Annotated in this window: 16 protein-coding genes; 11 read left to right on the top strand and 5 right to left on the bottom strand. The window is 68.7% G+C overall.

Translation table 11 applies throughout. The annotated features are described in order from the left end of the window. Nucleotides 1-77: 77 nt before the first annotated feature. Entirely contained in the window at nucleotides 78-1,169 is a 1,092-nt protein-coding gene (locus ACW9J6_RS13450; protein ID WP_457116982.1) for an IS630 family transposase, read from the top strand. Nucleotides 1,170-1,222: 53 nt separating this feature from the next. Next, nucleotides 1,223-3,403: a DEAD/DEAH box helicase gene (locus tag ACW9J6_RS13445; protein WP_457116981.1), complete on the top strand. Its 2,181-nt coding sequence runs from the start codon at nucleotides 1,223-1,225 to the stop codon at nucleotides 3,401-3,403. A 108-nt stretch (nucleotides 3,404-3,511) separates the two neighbouring features. Here ACW9J6_RS13445 and ACW9J6_RS13440 read toward each other — a convergent pair whose 3' ends face one another. From ACW9J6_RS13440 to ACW9J6_RS13430, 3 genes are all read right to left on the bottom strand, one after another. Then, nucleotides 3,512-4,807, bottom strand: a complete 1,296-nt coding sequence (locus tag ACW9J6_RS13440; protein WP_457116980.1) for a PD-(D/E)XK nuclease domain-containing protein — start codon at nucleotides 4,805-4,807, stop codon at nucleotides 3,512-3,514. Beyond that, nucleotides 4,795-7,071 carry a hypothetical protein gene (locus ACW9J6_RS13435; protein ID WP_457116979.1) on the bottom strand — a complete coding sequence of 759 codons (2,277 nt, stop codon included), beginning with the start codon at nucleotides 7,069-7,071 and terminating at the stop codon, nucleotides 4,795-4,797. Before ACW9J6_RS13435 ends, ACW9J6_RS13440 begins: the two co-directional genes overlap by 13 nt. 236 nt (nucleotides 7,072-7,307) lie before the next feature. Continuing rightward, nucleotides 7,308-8,741 carry a hypothetical protein gene (locus ACW9J6_RS13430; protein ID WP_457116978.1) on the bottom strand — a complete coding sequence of 478 codons (1,434 nt, stop codon included), beginning with the start codon at nucleotides 8,739-8,741 and terminating at the stop codon, nucleotides 7,308-7,310. 196 nt (nucleotides 8,742-8,937) lie between these two features. Between ACW9J6_RS13430 and ACW9J6_RS13425 the strand changes: the two genes are divergently transcribed. The 9 genes from ACW9J6_RS13425 (at nucleotide 8,938) to ACW9J6_RS13385 (ending at nucleotide 19,460) form a co-directional block, all read left to right on the top strand. Next, nucleotides 8,938-9,144, top strand: a complete 207-nt coding sequence (locus tag ACW9J6_RS13425) for a hypothetical protein (RefSeq protein WP_457116977.1) — start codon at nucleotides 8,938-8,940, stop codon at nucleotides 9,142-9,144. A 248-nt stretch (nucleotides 9,145-9,392) separates the two neighbouring features. Continuing rightward, complete coding sequence (locus ACW9J6_RS13420; RefSeq protein ID WP_457116976.1) at nucleotides 9,393-9,950, top strand: metallophosphoesterase; 558 nt, start codon at nucleotides 9,393-9,395, stop codon at nucleotides 9,948-9,950. 271 nt (nucleotides 9,951-10,221) lie between these two features. Next, nucleotides 10,222-10,560, top strand: coding sequence for a hypothetical protein (locus ACW9J6_RS13415; protein ID WP_457116975.1), 339 nt, complete (start codon nucleotides 10,222-10,224; stop codon nucleotides 10,558-10,560). A gap of 159 nt (nucleotides 10,561-10,719) precedes the next feature. Further along, nucleotides 10,720-12,768, top strand: coding sequence for an AAA family ATPase (locus ACW9J6_RS13410; RefSeq protein WP_457116974.1), 2,049 nt, complete (start codon nucleotides 10,720-10,722; stop codon nucleotides 12,766-12,768). Beyond that, a complete protein-coding gene (locus ACW9J6_RS13405) occupies nucleotides 12,761-12,967 on the top strand; it encodes a hypothetical protein (protein WP_457116973.1) in 207 nt (68 codons plus the stop codon). The genes ACW9J6_RS13410 and ACW9J6_RS13405 overlap by 8 nt, the downstream gene beginning before the upstream one ends. Nucleotides 12,968-13,583: 616 nt before the next feature. Beyond that, the gene (locus ACW9J6_RS13400) at nucleotides 13,584-14,114 is read left to right on the top strand and encodes a hypothetical protein (RefSeq protein WP_457116972.1); all 531 of its coding nucleotides are present in this window, start codon (nucleotides 13,584-13,586) and stop codon (nucleotides 14,112-14,114) included. A gap of 95 nt (nucleotides 14,115-14,209) precedes the next feature. Beyond that, entirely contained in the window at nucleotides 14,210-16,462 is a 2,253-nt protein-coding gene (locus ACW9J6_RS13395) for a hypothetical protein (protein WP_457116971.1), read from the top strand. After that, nucleotides 16,459-17,511 carry an ATP-binding protein gene (locus ACW9J6_RS13390; protein WP_457116970.1) on the top strand — a complete coding sequence of 351 codons (1,053 nt, stop codon included), beginning with the start codon at nucleotides 16,459-16,461 and terminating at the stop codon, nucleotides 17,509-17,511. The genes ACW9J6_RS13395 and ACW9J6_RS13390 overlap by 4 nt, the downstream gene beginning before the upstream one ends. Continuing rightward, the gene (locus ACW9J6_RS13385; protein ID WP_457116969.1) at nucleotides 17,508-19,460 is read left to right on the top strand and encodes a TniQ family protein; all 1,953 of its coding nucleotides are present in this window, start codon (nucleotides 17,508-17,510) and stop codon (nucleotides 19,458-19,460) included. The genes ACW9J6_RS13390 and ACW9J6_RS13385 overlap by 4 nt, the downstream gene beginning before the upstream one ends. 30 nt (nucleotides 19,461-19,490) lie before the next feature. On the opposite strand, the gene ACW9J6_RS13380 is transcribed toward ACW9J6_RS13385, so the two are convergent. Together ACW9J6_RS13380 and ACW9J6_RS13375 are read right to left on the bottom strand one after the other, a co-directional pair. Next, nucleotides 19,491-20,153 carry a hypothetical protein gene (locus ACW9J6_RS13380; RefSeq protein ID WP_457116968.1) on the bottom strand — a complete coding sequence of 221 codons (663 nt, stop codon included), beginning with the start codon at nucleotides 20,151-20,153 and terminating at the stop codon, nucleotides 19,491-19,493. 45 nt (nucleotides 20,154-20,198) lie between these two features. Further along, nucleotides 20,199-20,870 (bottom strand): hypothetical protein, encoded by a 672-nt coding sequence (locus ACW9J6_RS13375; protein WP_457116967.1) that lies wholly within the window; start codon nucleotides 20,868-20,870, stop codon nucleotides 20,199-20,201. Nucleotides 20,871-20,882: the final 12 nt, after the last annotated feature.

The raw sequence follows: 20,882 nt of genomic DNA, 5'->3' as shown, positions 1-20,882 counted from the left end.
AGTGGTCTGAGTTAGAAGAGGTTTGACAGTTTAGCCGGGTAGGCGGATTGTTGGGTACTTCCTGATGGAGGTGCGCCATGTCGCGTGGCCCAAAGGCAGTCGCTCTCGATCTCAGCCGGCAGGAGCAGGGTGAGATACAGCGCCTGCTGCGCCGACACGGGACCGGGCGGGCGCTGGTTTCGCGCCTGCGCATCATCCTGGCCTGTGCCGAACCGGGCGCGACCAACCTGGGGGTGGCGACGGCACTGGGGGTCAGCCGCCAGACGGTGGCGCTCTGGCGGGGCCGCTTCGCCGCGCATCGGCTGCCGGGGCTGGTCGACGCGCCGCGCTCCGGCGCGCCCCGCAGCATCGATGACGAGGCCGTCGAGCGCCTGGTCGCTCTCACTCTGGAAGAGGCACCGGCCAACGCCACGCACTGGAGCACCCGCGCGATGGCGCGCCGTACGGGCATGAGCCAGAGTGCGGTGTCACGCATCTGGCGCGCCTTCGGTCTGCGGCCGCACCAAGCCGACACCTTCAAGCTCTCCGCGGATCCGGCGTTCGTGGAGAAGGTGCGCGACGTCGTCGGCCTCTACCTCGCCCCACCCGATCGCGCGCTGGTGTTGTGCGTCGACGAGAAGCCGCAGATCCAGGCGGTGCAGGGTACGGCTGCAGCCTTTCCCCTCCGGCCGGGCCAGGCCGAGCGCGTGACACACGACTATCGCCGGCATGGCACGCTCGACCTGTTTGCCGCCCTCGACGTGAAAGCCGGAACGGTGATCGGGAGTTGCAAGCCGCGTCATCGCAGCGTCGAGTTCCGCGCATTCCTGGAGCAGGTCGAGAGCAGCGTCGCACGCGATCTGGAGGTGCATCTCGTGCTCGACAACCTGAAGACGCACAAGACGACCCTAGTGCATGACTGGTTGGTCCAGCATCCGCGGTTCCACCTTCACTTCACGCCGACGAGCGCGTCGTGGCTCAATCTCGTGGAGTGCTGGTTCTCCGTTCTGAGCCGGCGTCGGCTGGAGCGCGGTGCGTTCAGCAGCACAGAGGGCCTGGAGGCCGCGATCCGAGACTACATCGCCGAAACCAACGCTCATCCCAGGCCATTCGTCTGGACCAAGTCAGCCGACGCGATCTTGGCCAGTGTCAGCCGATTCTGCACACAGATCTCTAACTCAGACCACTAGCCAAGAGCAAGGAGTACGGCATTCCAGCCCTTCCCTATACCAGGGGGCAACCGTTGCCGGCGGAGTTCCACGACGGCAAGGCCGTTCTCGTGGGTGCCTACGAGACGCTGTTCAACGGGCGCAGCAAGTTCGGTGTTCGCGGGTCGGGGCAAGAGGTTGTCAGGGTGGGAGCCATCGTGCTCGACGACGCCCACGTCGCCCTATCGTCCGTCCGCGAGGCGTTCAGCCTCGATATTTCGGCGAAGGATCACAAGGAAGTCTACACCGAACTGGCCGACCGTTTCCGACCTGCCTTCAAGGAAATCGGACGCAACGGTTCGTTCGCCGACATCGTCAACGGCAAGGAGTTCGGCGTCATCGAGGTCCCGAGTTGGGCTTGGCACCGCAAGCTCGACGAGGTGCAGCAGTATCTCTCGGGGAAGGTCGATGACATTGACCCCTTCGTCTGGCCTTTCCTGCGCGACAACCTCGGCGTCTGCCATTGCCTCTTCAGCAAGTCGGGGATCAGCATCACGCCCATCTTCCCGCCGGTTGACATGCTGCCGACCTTCGACGACGCGAAGCGCAGGATTTACATGTCGGCGACGATTGCCGACGACAGCGAGATTGTTCGGACCTTCGGCGCCTTGCCGGACGCGGTCGGCAAGCCCATCACCTCGACTTCGCTGGCGGGCGTGGGCGAGCGTATGATCCTGGTGCCGGGGCTGATGAAGCTTAGCGACCCCATCGTGCCGCTGGTCAAGGGGCTTGCCACTTGGCTCGCGGAACATAAGCAGGGTGTCGCGATCCTGACGCCGTCCGGGGCGGCCGCCAAGCAATGGGCCGACATCGCCGACTATCCCGAGAAGACCGCCGCCGTGTCCGAGAAGGTGGCCGCCATGCAGGCTGGCGAGATCTATGGACCGCTCGTGCTCGCCAACCGCTACGATGGCATCGACCTCGCCGGGTCGGCTTGCCGCTTCCTCGTGATGGATAATTTGCCCCAGGGCACCTCCAACTACGACGTTTTCCGCATGAATGTCGTGGCTGATGCCGCGGTCAACTCGCTCCTCGCTCAGCGCATCGAGCAAGGTATCGGCCGAGGCACGCGCGGTGGCGCCGACTTCTGCGTAATCATGCTGATCGGCACCAAGCTCGTGGGTTGGATTGGCCGCAAGAAGAACCTCGATTTCCTGACGGCCAGCACGCGCGTGCAGCTCAAGTTGGGGCAGGAGGTAAGCGAGGCGGTCGCCACCTCGAAGGAGGTGGGCGATACCATCCTGAAATGCCTCAGGCGCGATCCGGACTGGGTGGGCTACCACGCATCAGAACTGGCCGACGCCGCGCATGCGGCGCCCGTCGACATGCTGGCGCTTAAGGTTGCGGCGGTGGAGCGCAAGGCGTTCAGGCTTCAGAGGCTCGGCCAGTACGAGAAGGCCCTTGCCGCCATCGAGACGCTGATGGGCGACGTAGCGTTGAAGGCTGATGCCCAGCGTCGCGCCTGGCTCGCTGCCCTCGCCGCGCGTATCGCTCACCAAATGGATGACGATGCGAAGGGTCAGACGCTCCAGACCACCGCCTATTCGGTCAACAACAACCACAGCCCGCCGCGCAAGCGGCCTGCCTACGTGCCGCGGCCCGCGCCGGGCAAGCAGTCCGCCGCGATTGTGAAGCGGCTGACCGAGTACGACCGGCGCGCGGCCATGCTCGCGGACTTCGACGAGGCGGTCAGTGACCTCGTTCCCGAAGCGTCCGCGACGCGTTACGAGGAAGCGCTGGCGCACCTCGGCGCGTACCTTGGCTTCGACGCCGAACGGCCGGAAAAGGTGCATGGCGTCGGGCCCGACGTGCTCTGGCGGACGGACGCTGCTTTCGACTTTGTGATTGAGGCCAAGAGCGAGAAGGACGAGGACAATCCGCTATACAAGAAGGACCATGCGCAACTGCTTGAAGCAGAGCACTGGTTCAAGCAGGCATACCCCGGGCGCGAGGCGGTGCGGGTGTCGGCGCTGCCGGAGGCAGTAGCAGACGAGAAGGCAACGCCAGTCGGCAGCTTTGCCTTCCGCTTGGATGAAGTCACCAAGGTGGTGAGCGTCCTGAGGGGCGTGTTGGCCGACCTAGTGGGGGCGGCAGGGGAACCAGACGCCCTGCGCGAGCGCTGCGAGGTCGCGCTGGTCAAGGCCGGGCTGAAGCCCGCCTCCCTTCGGGATACCTTTATGAAGCCCTTCGGGACTGCGAAGTCGAAGCCCTCATAGCCCGGACATGAGGAAAAACGGAGCAGGCGTCGTTCCCGCCCTTCAGGGGAAGTCAGCCCGTCTCCCGGAAAGCCATTGAGGCAGCGAGTGCCAATCGCCTGATGAAGGTCAAAGCTTCTCGGGAACGCTCGCCGCTCTCACTTTCCGGGACGAGGCCGCCTTGGCGACCATCGGATCACGGCGCTTGCGGGTCTGTCTCGCGGGCACCTCGATGCCCGTGTCCCGCTCCATCCCGCCCGGACGCGGCATCACGACGGCGTCATAGACCTTCGGCATGCCTCGTAGCCCCTGGAGCAGGGTCGCGTGCTGTTCGACCCGGCGGGAATCGTCCCAGATGAACGGGATCAGCACATCCCACCGGCTGTCCAGCCCGTAGAGGGTGTGGTCCGCGGCAATCTCCTCCTGGATGTCCGCGAAGCTCTTGCCCGCCCGGATGAACTTGGCCTCGACGACGAGCCTCAGGCTCGGGATGGTCAGGTCCATGCGGGGGTTCTTGTGCCCGACGGGCGCGGCGTACTCCTCGGCCCTGAGGTCAGGAAACAGGGGGGCGAGCACCGCCCAGAGAAGGTTCTGGACGTGATACTCGTTCTCGATGTGCCATTTGACCGCCGGCGAGTTCGGCGTCCGGGGACGGTCCTCCCAGGTCCATGACTGGAACGAGCGGACCACGCCTTCGAGGACCCGCACGACGTCCCGCGCTTCCAGGCGCCCGAGCCTGGCCGGCATGTTGCGGTCGCACAGGGCGTCGAACGCCCGGAGCGTGAGCGGCGCCCGAGCGGGACCGCCATCCCCGGGCACGTACCGCAAGGCGGCGCGCCACGCAGGCGGTCCGCTTGCCTCGTCCACGGGCATCAGCGCGAGATCAGCAAGGGCCACCCGCACTTCGGGCAGCATCACCGACAGGTCCGGTCGGCCGGCCGCTCCCAGGACATGTGCCGCCGCGGCCACCAGGGACCGATTAAGCGGGGACAACGTCTGCATCCCGGCGCTTTTCACGGCGAGCTCGGCAAGCGGGGGCCGGAGCGCGTCGTCGCATTCGCGCGATCCGAGCGCCACGCCTAGCATCGACACTCCGTCGGCCTCAAGCGTCGCTTCCCGCAGCGGACGATGCCACGGCCGTTCGGCGATCCACCGGATGCCGTCCGCCAGGACAGGTGCCAAGGCGTCAGGCAATCGCCGGGCGGCGGCCGCGTAACCGAGCATCGCGACATGCCGGGCCGCCCGCTCCCCGGGGTTGCCGAACGCCTCCGCTGCCCGTGAAGCAAGGCCGGTGAGCGGATCGTGGTCGTCGAGGACGAACGAGCGGAACGCCAGCAACAGCGGCGCGTCGTCCTCCACCGCGGTGGCCGCGACGAGACCGGCCCGAACGGCGGCGACGGTCGGCCCCTCGCTCACAGGAACCACGGTCGCCTCATGACACGGCTGCCGGCGACGGCGTCGCGGTCCCAGCCCGGCGTGCGTTCGAGCCCGGAAAGCTGCCGCGCGATCTGGTCGGCGTACCCCAGCGTGACAGGCAGCCTAGCCGGCATGAAGGTCCGCCAGGAATGGCAGGCGAAGTCCGAGACCTGACGGCTTAGTGCCTCCATGTCGGAGTAGGTCGAGCGGTGATGGAGGCGCAGCAGGATCGGGTCGGGTAGGCCCTGCCGGCTGCCCTTGACCTCCTTTCGGCCGGTCAGCGTCACCAACCACTCCCGGTCGCCCAACGCGATGGCTTGGCCTCGCTCGGGCGCGAGCGGGGCCTTGTAATCGTTCTCCGCTTCGAGGTCGAAGACCGTGAACGGATGGTCCTCGACGACATGCAGGAACGCGAAATCCATTCGCGAGAGGCCGAGCCCCTTCACCGCCTCCACGACGGCGTCCGCGCTCTCGCGGCCCAACTGGGTGAATGCATGGAAGACCAAACGGACCGGATCGTCAGGTCGCCACGCCTCCTCACTCCGGACCCGCCGGATCGCGTCGACGACCACGGTCCTGAGCGCTTCGGGCAAGCCTTCGTAGCCCACCGCCGCGGTCCTGCTGTCGAGAACGAACTCGCCCTGCGCCGTGAACATCGTCGCGATGCCCACGACCCGTTGGCCCGCTCCGCGTCGCCCTTGCTTCTCCACATGGGAGCCTAGGCCGAACACGAACTCGTGGGCATCCCCTCGTGACGCCGGCAGAAGCCAAGGTCGCCCGCCGAGCTTCGCGTAGACCCCGAGCGCCACGTTCGCCAGAGCCATGGCATAGGGCAGGTCTTCCATCGCCAAGGTCTCAGTGGAGAGCGCCTGGACGACGGTTCCCTGCTTGAGGAATGCTGCCTTGCCCATCCAATAGGGGCTGTCGTCGTAAGGACGCTCCTTCCATTCACGGGAGACCTGCAGGAGCGCCAAGTCCCATTGCTCGTCCCGGTCGGCCGCGTCGGCGTTCGCTGCCCGGGCCGCTTCCGCATAGTCCTCCCCGCGGTCGCCGGCGGCAGGGAAGTAGCCGACCTGAGGCTCGTCGAGGCGGAACCGGCCTACCAAGCCGGTCGGATGCGGGGCCAGCGGGTTCGCGCCCTGGCTGCGCACATTGGGGAGGCCGTATAGGAAGCCCTCCACGATCCCCGCGATATTCCTGCGAAAGCCGGGCTCGAAGACGACCGCGATCCTCAACTTCTTCAGCGGGAAGCTCTCCCGGTCGTAGGGGCCCGTCTCGTCGAGTTCCTTCTGCGCCCAACGGTTCTCCCTCATCCCGCCCGCGCTGAACGACAGCTTCGGCTTGGGGAACACGTCGACGTCCGGGAAGCCGGCACCCTTCACCGACTGGTCGAGCAGGGGGCCGAATTCCATCGGCACGCCATCCGCGAGTGTCAGGCCCTCGCAGCGCCTCAGCCAGGCGATGGTTCTCCCGACCGTATCGCGCGTGACGACACCGCCGTGCCACTTGGCCTCGATGTCGGCCACCGCTTTCATGACGTCGGAAGCCCGCCCCTGGGTCAGTGCCGCGACCACGGCAGCGAAGTTCGAGCGCGACGGTTCGAGGTAGAGCTCGCTGTCCGGGACGGTTTCCGAACCCTCGCCATGGTCCTCCAGGGTCAGGGTTCCGTCATCGTCGACGGAGAGGATGCGGCCGGCGTAGCCTAGGCGGTCCGCCACCTTCGGGTCGGCGGTCTCCCGCATCGTCGACACCGCCTTGCCGGCTAGCGGCACCCCGATCTCGCGGAGTTCCGAGACAGGGGCGTCAATGAAGGTCCTCAGGCGATGCGAGCAAGTCAGCACGACCTGGACGGAGCCCTGCGAAATCAGCGTCCGGACGTCGAACTCCAACACGAGCCGCCTCCTCAGCCATTCCGGCAGCCCGAGCCCCGACGGAAGAACGTTCTCGGTCCCCAGCCCCCCGGCCTCGACCACGAGCGGGCGGCGACGGGTGATGCGGTAGCCCCTGTCGGCACGGGTCATCACTTCCCGCAGCACGGCCTCCCGGGCGAGGCCCGCAACGAGGTTGGGGTGATCCGCCGCTCTCAACGCCTGTCTCGCCGCGGGGAGGTTGGCGTCAGGGATGAGCGGCACGATCGCCAACTCGTTTTCCATCCGGAGCGCGTGAACGTCCTGAGGGTCCCTGTCCAGGTGCCGGTAAAGGGTGTCCCGGTCATAGGGGACCATCGCCGCTGGGATGGTGCCGGCGGGAATGACAATGCGGACCGCGTTCAACGCGAGGCGGGGTTCACGCCTCGCTCCTGCTCGGAATGCCATGCTCGACCATAGGCCACCGCCCCGGCGCGTGGACGGCCCGAGCGCGACCGCGCGCAGGCCGTCCACAGCCGAAACGTCGCCGGGCGGCGCAGCCCGGCATGCCCCGCAACGCCCTGGCCGGGTTGGCGAAAGACACGCGATTCGCTCGACGCTGGGGGATCCGCCGGAAAATTGGAAGAGCGGCGGCCTCGCCGTCACCGCCGCATGCGGGCCCTGAACTCCAGCTTCCGGCGGCGCAGGCCGGTGGCCGACCTCATGAGGAACGCGTCGAGCGCCTCGCACCGCCGCTCCGCCTCGGCTCCGAGGAGACCCGCGACCGAGGGCTCGGCCTCGGCGTAGAGCAGCGCCGCGAACCTCGCCCGCACGGTCCGCGACACGACGCCGGCATCGTCCTCCGCGTCCCGCGGCAGCACCGTCCGCTCCGGGATCTCGGCGAAGGAGCGCCAGACGTCGAACGCGGTCCGGTCGTCGTCGACCAGGAGCATCCGACAGGTCTCGGGCGTCACGGGCAGGTGCCGGCGCCCCCAGAGGCGCTCCTCGTCCCCCGGCTCCCACTCGGCGACCACCTGCTCGTAGAAGGCCCTAAACTCCTCGCAATCGTACCGGTCCGGCGTGGCCGCCTCGAAGAACAGGCCGCCCTCGGCCAGGCGGTCGATGTCACCGGGGGTCGGGTAGGCGCCGAACCGCAGGAACCGGGCGTAGCCGGCCTTGTCCCAGGCATCGCCCTCGGCGGCAGGCCCGGGCTCGCCAACATAGGTCACCGGGTCCAGCGTGAAGACCATCCTCAGACCGCCGCGCCGGTCCGGGTCGGCGACCACGCCGAGGCCGACCTCCTGGCAGATCGCGCAGTGCGTGCGGCCCAGCGGCGTCAGCTTGGGGCGGGCGAAGTACAGCGCGCTCTCCTCGCCGTCCTCCCATTCGCCCCGGGACACCGTCGCCTCGGCGTGCGCCACCATCCGCGTCAGCAGCGGGATCACCGGGGTGTTGCCGCCGTCGTGCATGGAAGCGGCCGGTCCATGGAAGACCATTTCGCCGGCCGCGGCGTCGAACCCGAGCTCCAACCGGCGCGCCTCCGCCAGGAACCGGGCGAGCTCGAACCGGCGCCCCGGGTTCGCGAGGTGGTCCGCGATCCGGTTGACGTCTCCGGCGAGCTCCGCGTCCGGTTCGAGCTCCGGCTCGGCGCGGAACGGCTCCAGGAAGGCTCCGACCGCGTCGGCCAGTTCGGCCAGCAACGCCCCTTCGTCGACGGCCTGCCCCTTCTGGCGGGCGTGGCGTGCGATGGCCTTCACGTGATCGACATGGGCGCCGATGCCGGTCGCCAGCCGCTTCGTGACCTCGGCCCCGGCCATCTCCAGGTCCGTCAGGTAGAACCGGCCTGTCGCGCTCGGCTGGCTCGCGCGCCCGGCCCCCACCAGCACCTTCGATGGCTGCAGACCGAAGCGCCGCAACATCGACGTTACGGTGCGTGTCGCCGCCAGTGCCTGTTCCCGGGACAGCTTGCGCGGTCCCTTCCAGCCGCTCTTCGGCTTCGTCATCTCGGCGGCGAAGGCCAGGACGGCGGCCGGGCCGGTGCTCTCAAGGGCGTGGTGCATCATCGCCTTCACGGTCAGAGTGGCATCGTTCGTCACGGTCGGTCTCTCCGTCAGGTGGAGACAGGAGCATGCGGTCCGACGCCGCCGACCGCATTAAGATTATGCCATACGCCGCGCCGGGCCAATTGGCTTAAGCTTCGTGCCGCATATGGCATAGCGTAGCCTGGATCGGGACACGCCTCCGGCCCGACCATTCCCGCATCGGCCCCAGCGGCCTCATGCGGACCATGCCATGTCGACCCCAGCCACGCTCCGGAACCGCCTCGCCGCCGCCGCGGTCCGGCTCCAGCATCTCGCCGTCACCGCCTATCCGTGGGCGGTGCGCGCCTGGCACCTCCTGCGTCTCCTGCAACGCCTCACCGGCCACCCGGACCTCGGTGACCTGGGCCTCGACGAGCTTCCGCAGCCGCCGACCGATCACGCCGGAGGTATCGGGTAGCGCTACCCGATACCCCACCGACGAGTCGCGCTTTCGGACCCTGGCCCCGCTAATCGGAACGGCCTCCGGCGCCGTTCCGGGGGCGCGGCTCTGTGGATCCCGGCGCCCCGGGCTTGCGCCCGCATGCACGCCGCGACAGGGTTAACGGACCTCAGGAGACACCGCCATGAAACCCGTGAGCGAGCGCCCCACCGACTGACCGCCGGAGTGCCGCCGCGTGCCGAGCCTCCGCAACCCGCGAGGCTCCGATGTCACCCAGAACCTTATGGTCGAGCGACCACCACTTCGGCCACCGGGCCCTCCTCGACGAGCGCATGGCGGCCCGCCGCCCCTTCGCCTCTATCGAGGAGAACGACGAGACGCTGATCGCCAACTGGAACGCGGTCGTGCGCCCCGAGGACACCGTCTGGCACCTCGGAGACTTCTGCTATCGCTGCAGCGAGGAGTACGCCCGGTCGATCTTCGCCCGCCTCAAGGGAAAGCGTCGCTTCCTCGTCCGCGGCAACCACGACCGCATCTCGGCACGCCTGCCCTGGGACGGGATCTTCGACGTCGCTCGGGTGGCGGCGCCCGATCCCGCGACCGGCGCGACCGTCGGGCTGTTCCTGTTCCACTACGCTTGCCGCGTCTGGCCCCGCATGCACCGCGGCGACCTGCACCTCTACGGGCATTCCCACGGCACCCTGCCGGGTACCGCGGCCAGCACCGACGTCGGCGTCGATTGCTTCGGTTTCCGGCCCGTCACCCTCGACGAGATCCGCGCCCGCTTGGCCGAGAACGCCCAGGCCGTGGAAGGCACGCCATGACCGCGCGGGACACGTCCCAGGTTGTCCACACGGAGACGTCGCGGCCAGGCTCGCAGATTGCTTAGGTTCGCTTGTCGGCTTGACGCCCCGGGCGTCGACCGCGAATCTGTTTCATCCCTGGACGGTCACCCGTCCCATTGCGAGACCACCGTGTCCCATCCCCTGCGCTTCATACGGGAAGCCCCGGCCTTCGGCCGGACCTCGCCTTCCCCCCACGCCCTGCAGGGGGCCTGACCGGCGCGCGACGTCCGGCGGCCCCGAGAGAGGCCGCATGACCGACGTCATCACCGACCACGCCGACACTCGCGCGTCCGGCCACGCACCGTCCCGTCCCTTCGCCGCGCCCCCTCCCGAAACTGAGGACCCCGCCCGCCAGGTCGGAGAAATCTTCAGGAGGCTCAGCGGCTGCCAGTCCACGTACGGCGAGGCGGGGTTCACCCGGATCGCCAGGACCGTGCTCGTGGCCCTCGGAAGGGCCGCGATGGACGAGGCCGAGCGGCAGGCCCGCCACCTCCGCGAGCGGACCGCTCCGGCGCACCCGGGCATCAGGGTCTCCGCAACGGCCCGCCGGGTCGACTTCGACAACTGGGACCCCGGCGAACGCGACTGACACTGCAGCCAGGACAAGAGGAGCACGCCATGACCGACCGCATGAAACGGATACCGCGCCCCGCCGGCCGCCTCCTGGGCCCGTCGGCCATCCGCCCCCTCAACCGATCCGAGACACCCCCACGGGCCTGACCAGCGCGCACGCACGCGCGACGGCCCGATGATGGAGGCCGCCGTGAACAGCAACAAGACCCCCGCCCTGACAATCCTCGACCATGCCCGGCGCGTCGCTCGCCAAGCCGACGAGGATGGCTTCCCCGACATCGACGCCGAGCCTGCCATCCCAGCATCGGCCGAGGACGCCCATGCGGCCTTCCTCGACATCAACCCCGTCCCGCGACTGCTCGCGACCGCGATGCTGATGGAGGCCCTGTCTAAGCGCGACCGCGCCGCCATCGCCAAGCGCGACGGCCTGGCCGTCGTCGTCGAGGTTGCCCATCCCGAGATGATCGCGCCGGTCGGCGACGCGCTCCGCGCCGCAGGTCGTTTCTCCGACGTCCTGCAGCGCTCCGGCAGCAGCAAGTCGCAGGATCGCCCCGACCACGGCTGCGATAAGACCGCCAGCCTGCTCGGCAACGGCGCCAACATCGGAGGCGTCTCGCAGGCGCCCGCCCGCTACCTGCCGTCCACGCTGACCGCGGCCGCCGACATCCGCCTGACCTTGGGCGCACCCACCCCTGCCGCCGTCAGGACGGTCGTCGCGCTGGTCACCGGGCGCCGCGCCCGCAAGGTGCCCCCGCTCGCCGGCCTGACCTTCCTCGACGTCTGCTCGGCCATCCGGCGCAACTCCACCGCGGCGGCCTGCTCGCGCCGGCTCGCCATCATGGCCGCGGCCAAGCAAGCCGTCGTGGCGACGAACGACGCCCCACCCCTAGAGGAGATGTTTGGCCTCGGCGAAGCTCGCGAATGGGGCTTGGCCCTCGCGGCAGCGGTCGAAAACTGGCGGTCGAAGGGCATTCCCTGGACGGAGGCCGTCAAGGGTGACCGTGCGGTCGTGCTGGCAGGCCCACCCGGCACCGGCAAGTCCAGCTTCTCCGTCAGTTTGGCCAAGAGTTTGAAGCTCAGGTTGTACGTCACCAGCGCTTCGGCATGGTTCTCCAACAATGCCGGCTATCTTGGTGACGTAGTTCGCGCCATCACGACTACCTTTCAGGAAGCATCCGCGAATGGACCAGCAGTATTGTTCCAAGATGAGCTTGATGGTGTCCCATCGCGCGATAGCGTCGACCCAAGATATAGGGACTTTTGGAGCCCCGTGATCGGGTGTCTATTGCAGGAATTGGACTCCGCAGCTTCGTCGAGCGCCAACCTGATCGTGGTCGGGGCGACCAACTATCCCGAAAGGCTCGACCCGGCGCTAATCCGCCCCGGCCGCCTCAACAGGGTCCTGAGGATCGGTCTCCCCGACGCCGAGGCCATCGCGGGCATCCTCGGCCAGCACCTCGGTGAAGAGGCGCCCCCCGGGGCCGACCTGACGCCGCTCGGCTCCCTCGGCGTCGGCGCAACCGGGGCCGACGTCGCCGGGTGGGCCAGGGCCGCCCGCGCCGCGGCCCTGGCCGCCGGCCGGGCCGTCACCTTGGACGACCTCGTCCGGCAGGTCTGCCCGCCGGAGACGCGGCCGCCGGAGACCGTCCGGGCCATCGCGCGCCACGAGGCTAGTCATGCCGTGGTCGGCGAGGTGGTCGCCTCCTCGACATTGGAGGTCGTGACCATCGTCGAAAGAGGGGCGTTCGCGGGGAGCACGAGCGGTCGCCTGCGCAGCAACCCCACCATGATGACGGCGGCGCAGATCGACGCACTGGCCGTGACCCAACTCGCCGGCAGGGCGGCCGACGAGATCTGGGGCGAGCCGACCACGGGCGCGGGCGGCGAGCGGTGGAGCGACCTCGCCGTCGCCACAAACCTGCTCGCCTCCAAGGCCGCCTCCTGGGGGCTGTCGGGTTCGCTCCCGTACCGCGGGGACCGTTCGGAGGTGCAGGCCTTGCTGCGGGAGCCCGACTTCCGTGAGGCCGTCGGGCGCGACCTCGACCGCCTGTACGCCGTAAGCCTGCGCCTGGTGCGGGAGAACAAGGACCGGATCGAGTGCGTGGCCGACCGTCTGGTCGAGCGCCGCGTCCTCGGAGGGGCCGAGGTCCGCGCGCTCATCGCAGAAATCCCGGCCACGCCCGTCCCCGGGGCCGATGCTGCCGAGGGAGGTCCCCATGCGTGAGGACGTCGACGCCCGCATCGCGGAGGTCGTCATGGGGCTGGTACGCCTGTCCCGCCTCCTGCCGCCCGACGACATGGACAGCCTGCTCGGGGCCGTCGCCGTCGAGGTGGAGACCGGGATGGAGCTCGTCGAGGAACGCCGCCACACCCGCAGGGCGGACGCCAACGTGGTGTCCTTCCCGGGGCCGCGCGGCCCGTGAGGCGCCATCCCCGGCAGCGTCATCCACAGGCTTCTCGTGCATTCGGCGGGGCCCAGGGTGTTCGTTAACCTGCCATCAGCCTGGGCGCTGCAGGATGCCTACATCGCCCGACATCGACCCACCGGCCACGACCTGGCCCCCACCGGAGGAGCGCGCGCATGCCCTGCATGACCATACGTTCAATCCGGTCCGGCGGTGTCCCTACCATGGCGATATCCCCGAACCGGACCTGACCCGGAGCGCCCGCGGGCGCCCGACCCTTCGCGAAAACCCGAAGGCGCGCCCGTTCGCGGCGCGTGACGTCGTCCTCGTTCACGGGAGGCTACCATGCCCGCACGCCACAACATCCTCTCAGCGCGCCTCAACGCCCGCCGCGCCGGGCATTTGGCTGGTTCGAGCCTCGTCACCAAAGGGTGACAGGCTGACCCTGGCCAAAGGGGAGACCGGGCACGACGCGCAAGCGGCCACCGGGCTCGTCGGCTACGATTGCTCCGACACGGACCCCGACCGTCGGCCCAGGCCGAAGTGGCGCGGGTCGTCGGTCGGCAGGATCGACGATCCGTTCCGTGGGTTCGTCCACTACCACGAGAGCGAGACGGAGCGCGCGGTCCTGACCGTGCTCATCTCGCTCCCGGGCGTGGTCCGTATCCGCGAGCAGCGGAGTGTGCGGTACGAGCGCGTTGGCAGCCAGCACGTCTACACCTTCGACATCCTCGTCGACTGGGCGAACGGCGTGCGGGAGGCCATCGCGGTCAAGCAGACCTTCGAGGGCCTGCATAGGGACGAGACCGTGGCCATCGTCGAGGCTATCTGCGCCCAGAAGGGGAGCAGGCTCGCCGACGACTACCGCGCCATCACCTACGAGACCCTCGACCCCGTCGCGGTGCTCAACGGGCGGTACATCGTCGCCTGCGGACGCGACCACGACCATGCCGGGCTGAGAACCGTTCGCGCGGTGCTCCCGGGGTTGGGTCCGGTCACGTCCCTGCGCGAGGTCGCCCTCGCCGTCGGCCTCGGCCAACGCGGCGTCAGGGCGGCCGCCGCCCTCCTGCAGTCCGGCATCCTGATGAACCCGCCCGGGAAGAGGCTCGGCCTCGACCTGCCGCTGGAGAACCGGGTGTCGGGCGGTGCCGCCCCAAACCAATAACCATCCCCCTTAATCGGGCCGACAGCTCCGCGCGGGAAGGTGACACCAAACGTCACCCTCCCGCCGGCGGGCCGGCCGCCCCGGAGAACGAGAACATGCCCGCGCAAAGCTACAAGTTCGGCCATAACGACCGCATCACCATCGACGGGGCCCACTATCGGCCGGCCGGGCGGCAGGGCCGGGCGAACCTCCTGCGCCTCGTTATCGACAACGCCGTGGTGGACACCTCCATCAAGCCGCTGACCGACGACGAGTACGTCCGTCTGCATGCGGCAAGGAAGATCCGCGTCGAGGAGGGCTACTACTCCCTCGCCTTCCAACTCCTGCGCGACCGGGCCGCCGGAACGAGGCTGTCGGACCTCTCGGACCTCGACGACAGGCAACTGCGCACCGTCGCCTGGAAGGTCGAGTGGTGCGTCAGGTTCAACCAAGCGCGCATCGGGGCCGCGGGTCATGAGACCCGCCCCGACAAGACCCCGGAGGACATGGCGGCCTTCATCGAGGCCGAACGCGAACTGATGCACCGCTGGTACATCGACACCTTCAACGAGGCCCGGCCGCCCGGCCGCCGGATCGCAGGCCAGCCGCGCAAGCCCTACGACTACCCGGGCGCCACGACGCTCCGGGAATGGCTCGACCTGTTCGAGCGCGGCGACCGCCAGCCGGGCGTGTTCAGGCCACAATACGACAAGTGCGGCAACCGCAACCAGTTGGACCCTCGGGCCAAGGCCATCGTCGAGAAGGAGGTCCGCAAGTACGCGTCCGGCAACAGGATCAAGCCCGAGGACGTGTTCACCCGCGTCGAGGCCGAGCTCATGCTCCTGAACCGGCGCCTCTCGCCCGAGTCCCATGTCTCCGTCGACAGCCGGGCGATCCGCCGCCGCATCAAGAAGCTGCCGCCCATCCTCGTCGACATGGCTCACCTCGGGCCGAAGCAGACCGAGCTCAAGTACATGCCCGTCGGCAAGGGCATGGTCTCCGTCGATGGGCTCACCAAGCTCGGACGTATGGACCGCGTCGAGATGGACGACTGGGAGATGGATCTCTTCGTCGTCATCAAGCACAAGCACGCCAAAGGTCTCATCACCCCGGAGGCCAAGCTAGCCGCGCGCAAGCTGCGGAAGGATCGGGTCACGGTTCGCTGCACCGTCACCGTCGCAATCGACACGGCCACCAAGTGCGTCGTCGGCCTACACGTGACGCCCTTCTCGCCCTCGGCGGCCGGCTCGAAGTCGGCGCTCCTGAGCGTTTTGGTGGACAAGAGCGAAGTAGCCAAGTTCGCGAACTGCGCCAGCGACTGGCCGATGATGGCGCGACCGAACGAGGTCTCCACGGACGAGGGCTCTGCCTTCCAGGGTGACTTCGTGGGGACTCTTTCCAAGGCGAATATCGAGCATCGGCTGCCGGGCAAGGACCCGCGCTCGCGCGGGACCATTGAATCGTTCTTCCGCACCTTCAGGAGGTTCTGCCGGATCTACACCGGCCAGAGCTTCTCGAACATCGTCGAGAAGGGCGAATACAAGTCCGAGCAGATGGCGAGCCTGCTCCTGGAAGACGTCTACCCCAAGCTCGTGCGCTTCATCGTCGACGAGTACCACCACAAGCCCCATGCCGGACTCGGGGGCGCTCGGCCCTACACGGCCTGGCAGCGCAACATCTTCGACGACGAGGAATGGGAGGCGCTGAACCCGGCGCCGGACGACCTGGGCAGGCTCCTGGCCTTCGGGCTCGCGGTGCCGAACCGCGTCCTGGGCGTCGACGGCGTCACTTACCTCAACGCGACCTACACCCACGACCTCATGGGGAAGCTGCGGGGCTACCTGGGCGAGCGCAGGCTCACCATCGTGACCGACCCCTGCGAGTTGGGGCGCATCCTGGTCAGGGTTCCGCCCGACCTCCGGTGCCACTTTCCCGGCGAGGGCGCCTATCTCGTCTTCGACGCGCCGGACCTGGAGGGCAAGCACCTTGCCGACTGGCTAAAGGGAAACAGCGACCTCCGCCGCTTCGAGAAGCAGGAGAGACTGGGGGGCAACCCGTTCCGGCTCACCGCCCACCGCGACCTTATGGGGGAGGCCGAGGAGGCACGCCGTCGGGCCGGCGTTCCGTCCCACGTCGTCTCAGAGGAGCAGGTGAACCGGCTCCTCAGGGTCATCGAACGCACTGGCACCGTGAGGCGGGCCCAGCCGGCCGCACCGTCCGGGCCGGCCATCAACGGCGACGTCGGATCGGGCCGCATCGGCATCTCGCTCGCCAAGCCGGCCAAGGGGCGGCTGCCCGCGCGCTGTCATGCCGGCGGCCCCGGGGACAGCGAGGACTCCATCAACATGTACGGCGAGGACGGCGAATGAGCGACCGTAACGAGGGTTACGACTTCGGCTATCCTGGGCCGGGCGCCATCGACCCCGACGCAGCGTTCGAGGCCATGCGGGCGAAGCTGCCCGAACGGGACCGCAGGATCCTGGAACGGCTCGACATCCTCGAAGCGGTCTACGTCGAATGCGGACGCGACACGGTCCTCCGTGACGCCTTCGGCATGTTCATGCGGAAGATGCTGACCAGGAAGCTCCAACGGCGGAAGCATGCGAACGTGTTCTTCTTGACCGGGCCGAGCGGCGCGGGGAAGACCGAGGCCGTCGAGCGCTTGTTGAGAGAATACTCGGCGCTGGAACCCGAGAACACGTCGTACGGGACCGTGCGGCGTTACGTTTCGATTTCGCTAACTGGCTACGTGATCTCGCGGATCGTGGCGCAGAACATCATGGCCGCGGCCGGGCCGCCCCTCGGCAAGAAGGGCCAGGGCGATGCGTGGAACCAGTTGTCGAACGTGCTGATGAGGCGTGGCGTCTCCCTCGTGCACATCGACGAGACCCAGCACATCGTCAAGGACTCGCAGGCGGCGAACGTGGAACTCGCCAACGCCATCAAGGGCGTCTCGAATTCCCCGACCTGGCCGGTCGCCTTTGTCCTCTCGGGGCTGCCGAAGATCCTCGATCTCCCGTTCGACGACGAGCAGTTCGAGCGGCGATGGCGCTGGGTCGATTTTCCCGACCTGGACATGGACAGGGAGCGGATGCTCGTGGTCCGCATCCTGCGGAAGCTGACACAGGCAATCGGCATGGGCATCGGGAACATGCCGGACACGGACCTGCCCGAACGATTGGCGCATGCCAGCCGCTACCGCTACGCCCGTGTCTGCGAGGGCGTCGTGGAGGCGATCCACCACGCCCTGTCCATCGACCCGGACGCGACCGAGCTCACCCGCGAGCACTTCGCGCAGGCCTGGACCAATCAGACCCGGGCGCCGGGCGTCAAGCTCTACAACCCGTTCATCGTCGACGATTGGACCAGTCTGCCGCAGGGGTCGTACCACGGAATGCCGCCCGACGAGGAAGCATGATCACGGCATCGCTCCCCGCGGCCCTGGACTGGAAGCTCCCGCCCAAGCCCCGCGAGCCGGCCTCCGGCTTCGCCTCGCGGCTGGCCGCCCTCAACGGCATCGCCCTGGCCGACCTCATGGGCGCGTCCGGCATCTCCGCGCGCGAGGTCCACAATGGCACGGACGACGCCGTGCGGGTCGTGGCCGCGCTCGGCGGCCTGACCGGGCCGCAGGCCACGGGCCTCAGGCTCTGCACGCCCCGGCGGGTGGGCAACGCGATCCTCACCGGCAGGGGCAACGAGAGGCTCACGTGGCGCGCCGCGCACTTCAACTACTTCCGGTTCTGTCCCCACTGCATCGCCGACGACCTGGCGGGCGCCCAGTCTGACGTGCCCCTCGCCGCGCGCCCCTGGCTGCGCCGCGATTGGGTCATCGACCAGATCCGTTCGTGCCATGGGCACCGAGTGGGCTTGCTGGAGAGCTCCCGGACCGAGGGGCAGGCCATCGTCGACTTCTCGGCCATGGTCGCCGAGGAGGTGCTGCCTCGTCTCGCGCGTCTCCGTGCCGATGTAGCCGACGCGGGGCCCAACGCCTTCGAGGAGTGGGTCGTCCGGCGGCTCGACGGCGTGCGCGATCCGACAAACTGGCTCGACGGCCTACCGCTGCACGCCGCGATCGCGATCTGCGAATGCCTTGGCGTTGAGGGCCTGGGCCCGGGGCGCCCCCACCTGCGCGACCTCGGAAACGAGGTGCTGGCCGCCGCGTCGCTGGCCGGGTACCGGACAGCTGCCGCCGGCGAGGCATCCATCGAGCGGTTCCTCGACACGCTGATCGCCCGGAGCCATGCGGCCGGCTCCATTGGTATCAAGAAGACCTACGGCCACATCCTGGCGGTCCTCGAACGCGACCTCGACGACCCGGGGTTCCAGTGTATCCGGGACCTCGTGCGCCGGCACGCCATCGAGAACGTCCCGCTTCCCGCCGGCAGCCAGGTTCTGGGGCAGGTGCTTGAGGAGCGGCGGCTGCATACGTCGACCTCGGCCGCCGCCGCCTCCGGGACCTCCCACCAGACCCTGCGGGCGATCTTCGCGCGTTCCGGCATCGCACCGGCGTTGGGGGAACCCGGACAGTTGCGCCTCACGATCCGAGTCGACGATTTCGAGGAGCAACTGCGGGCGTACGCCGCCGGTCTCAAGGTCGCGGACGTTATGGCGGAGACCGGCATTCCCAAGAGGCACCTCCTGGAGCTCGTCTCCCGGGGCCTGATCCCCACGCTCTTCGGGTCGCGCGAGGTCAACAAGGCTCGGCACCGCATGGCGCGCGCCGACGTCGAAGCCTTTATGGAGCGCCTGCTCGTGGGGGCGGTACCGGTCGATGCGCCGACCGCCAGGCAGGTCCCGTTCGGCCGCGCCTGCTTCATCGCCTCGACCAACATCGGGGACCTGGTGGAGCTCGTCCTCGGCGGCCGGCTGTCCTGGAAGGGATGCTTGGGAGGCGGACGCCGGTACACGGACCTCCTGGTCGATGCCGCCGAGGTGACCGCATTCCTCCAGGCGGGCATGCCGCCGCGGCGAAGCCTCACGAAGAAGGAGATCGGCGCGGAGGTGCCCAGCCTGACGCCGGGTGTCCTGAACGGCTTGATCTCCCTGGGCGCGCTGGCGGTCGGGAAGGAGTTCTGCCCGCTCACGCGCCGCAAGCTGCCGGTCGTCACGCGGGAAAGCTACGAGGCGTTCAGGGGGCGCTACGCGCTCCTGACGGAGATCTGTCACGAGAGGAACCTGAACGCGCGCGTGGCCGGCAGATACCTTGCGGCGGGCGGGGTCGCGCCGGCCTTCGACCCGGCCTTAGTCGGGAGCGCGGTCTACGAGCGGACCGACGCGCTCGATGCCGCCCTGATCGGTTGCCCTCCCCGGGGCGCGATCTGGGCGATGAGCCACCCCGGCAGGCGGAGGTGGGCGGCGCGGGGGTAGGTGCGCGTCCGGCCCCTGCCCCGGCGCGGGTCAGTGCCTGGGACCGGGCGAGGCCGGCACGTGGTCGGCCCATACGCCGTCGGCGACGGAGAACTGCGTCAGCCCCAGGGCCATCGCGATCTCGCAGACCACCGCGAGGCGTTCGCGGGTCTTTTCGTCTGCGGCCTCGGCCACTTCCTTCGTCAAGGGCTCGTCACCGGAGATGACGTGCCTGAGGTAGGCCAGCCGTCCGAGGACATCCTCTTGCGTGTACCCCTCGCCGGCGAGCTTGGCGGCGATGCCGGGCAGGTAGTCCGGATCGACCAAAACCTCGATCTCGTCGAACACGAACCACCGCATCGTGGTGTCGAAGTTCGCCATGACCACCTTCTCGCGCTCGGCGCAGAGCGAGAGATTCCGGACGGCGCTCTGCAGGGCTTCCTGCCGGGTCCCGTATGGGGCCGCATTCCCGATCACGGTCGGCACGCCGACGGGTAGGTCCTGGAACGCGATGTCGGCGTACCAGCCGCGGGCCGTCTCGTAGAGATGGACCCCGGCGACGTTCGACAGCCGCCAGTGCGGAGATGAGCTCGCCGCCTGCATGGTGGCAGCATGCTCGACCGCACCGCTCGCGTCGACGAGCTTACCCTTGAGGGTCTCAAGCAGGGCGGCGGCGCGCCTCCGGTTAGGGCGGCTTCCGTAATCGTAGGGCATGGCGGTTCCCCGCTTGACGGATGTCGTCCGTCCGTCCGGGCAGCGTCACACCGGGCATCGAAAGGGACAAAGGGCCCGGCGAGGCCAGTGCCGCAAGCCGCCCGAGGGGAAACGGAACTTTGCTGCTTCTGGCACCAGAACTTTGGTGATTGACGGTCCATCTCCCCTCTGGAGATGAAGCGGAACATTGAGCCTGGGATCATCGATGCCGACCCGCCTGCCGAGCTCGGCCCGCAGCGCGGCGCGGGCCCTCAGGCGCTCGTCGCGCTCGATCCGCGCGAACACCTCATCGGCCTCGGGGTTGTCGACGCCCGCCTCGCGCATCAGGCGGCGCGCCAGGTAAAGGTCGCCGGCGATGGCCCGGATGAACTTGTCCACCGCCTTGATCTGGGTGATCTTGTCCCGCTCCCAGCGGGTCCACGTCTTCGGACCCGTCGAGAGGATCTGCTCCATGTCCGCCTGGCGCAGGCGGTACTTCGAGCGGATCGCGCAGAGCTCCGCCACCGAGAGCAGGACCTCCATCCCACGCTCGGCCGCGGCAACTGCAACCTCGTGCCCGCTCACCTGCGCCCCGCGGTAGCTGACGTTCCCGCAGGCGGCGCAGACCATGCGCCGGTCCGCGTAGGTCGCGCTGCGCCTGCGGCGGGTCAGGGTGACCGCATCGACCCGCTCCTCGACCGCGTGCTCGCCGCAGACCAGGCACCGTTCGGGGGTCATGCGCGATTGTGC

This window comes from Methylobacterium sp. JK268, from assembly GCF_054052225.1.
This window is presented reverse-complemented; position numbering and strand designations above follow the sequence as displayed.

Coding starts and splice junctions, on each gene's coding strand:
- ACW9J6_RS13390 (WP_457116970.1), top strand. CDS start 16,459: ATGAGCGACCGTAACGAGGGTTACGACTTCGGCTATCCTGGGCCGGGC.
- ACW9J6_RS13425 (WP_457116977.1), top strand. CDS start 8,938: ATGTCGACCCCAGCCACGCTCCGGAACCGCCTCGCCGCCGCCGCGGTC.
- ACW9J6_RS13420 (WP_457116976.1), top strand. CDS start 9,393: ATGTCACCCAGAACCTTATGGTCGAGCGACCACCACTTCGGCCACCGG.
- ACW9J6_RS13405 (WP_457116973.1), top strand. CDS start 12,761: ATGCGTGAGGACGTCGACGCCCGCATCGCGGAGGTCGTCATGGGGCTG.
- ACW9J6_RS13415 (WP_457116975.1), top strand. CDS start 10,222: ATGACCGACGTCATCACCGACCACGCCGACACTCGCGCGTCCGGCCAC.
- ACW9J6_RS13380 (WP_457116968.1), bottom strand. CDS start 20,153: ATGCCCTACGATTACGGAAGCCGCCCTAACCGGAGGCGCGCCGCCGCC.
- ACW9J6_RS13395 (WP_457116971.1), top strand. CDS start 14,210: ATGCCCGCGCAAAGCTACAAGTTCGGCCATAACGACCGCATCACCATC.
- ACW9J6_RS13385 (WP_457116969.1), top strand. CDS start 17,508: ATGATCACGGCATCGCTCCCCGCGGCCCTGGACTGGAAGCTCCCGCCC.
- ACW9J6_RS13450 (WP_457116982.1), top strand. CDS start 78: ATGTCGCGTGGCCCAAAGGCAGTCGCTCTCGATCTCAGCCGGCAGGAG.
- ACW9J6_RS13375 (WP_457116967.1), bottom strand. CDS start 20,870: ATGACCCCCGAACGGTGCCTGGTCTGCGGCGAGCACGCGGTCGAGGAG.
- ACW9J6_RS13410 (WP_457116974.1), top strand. CDS start 10,720: ATGATGGAGGCCGCCGTGAACAGCAACAAGACCCCCGCCCTGACAATC.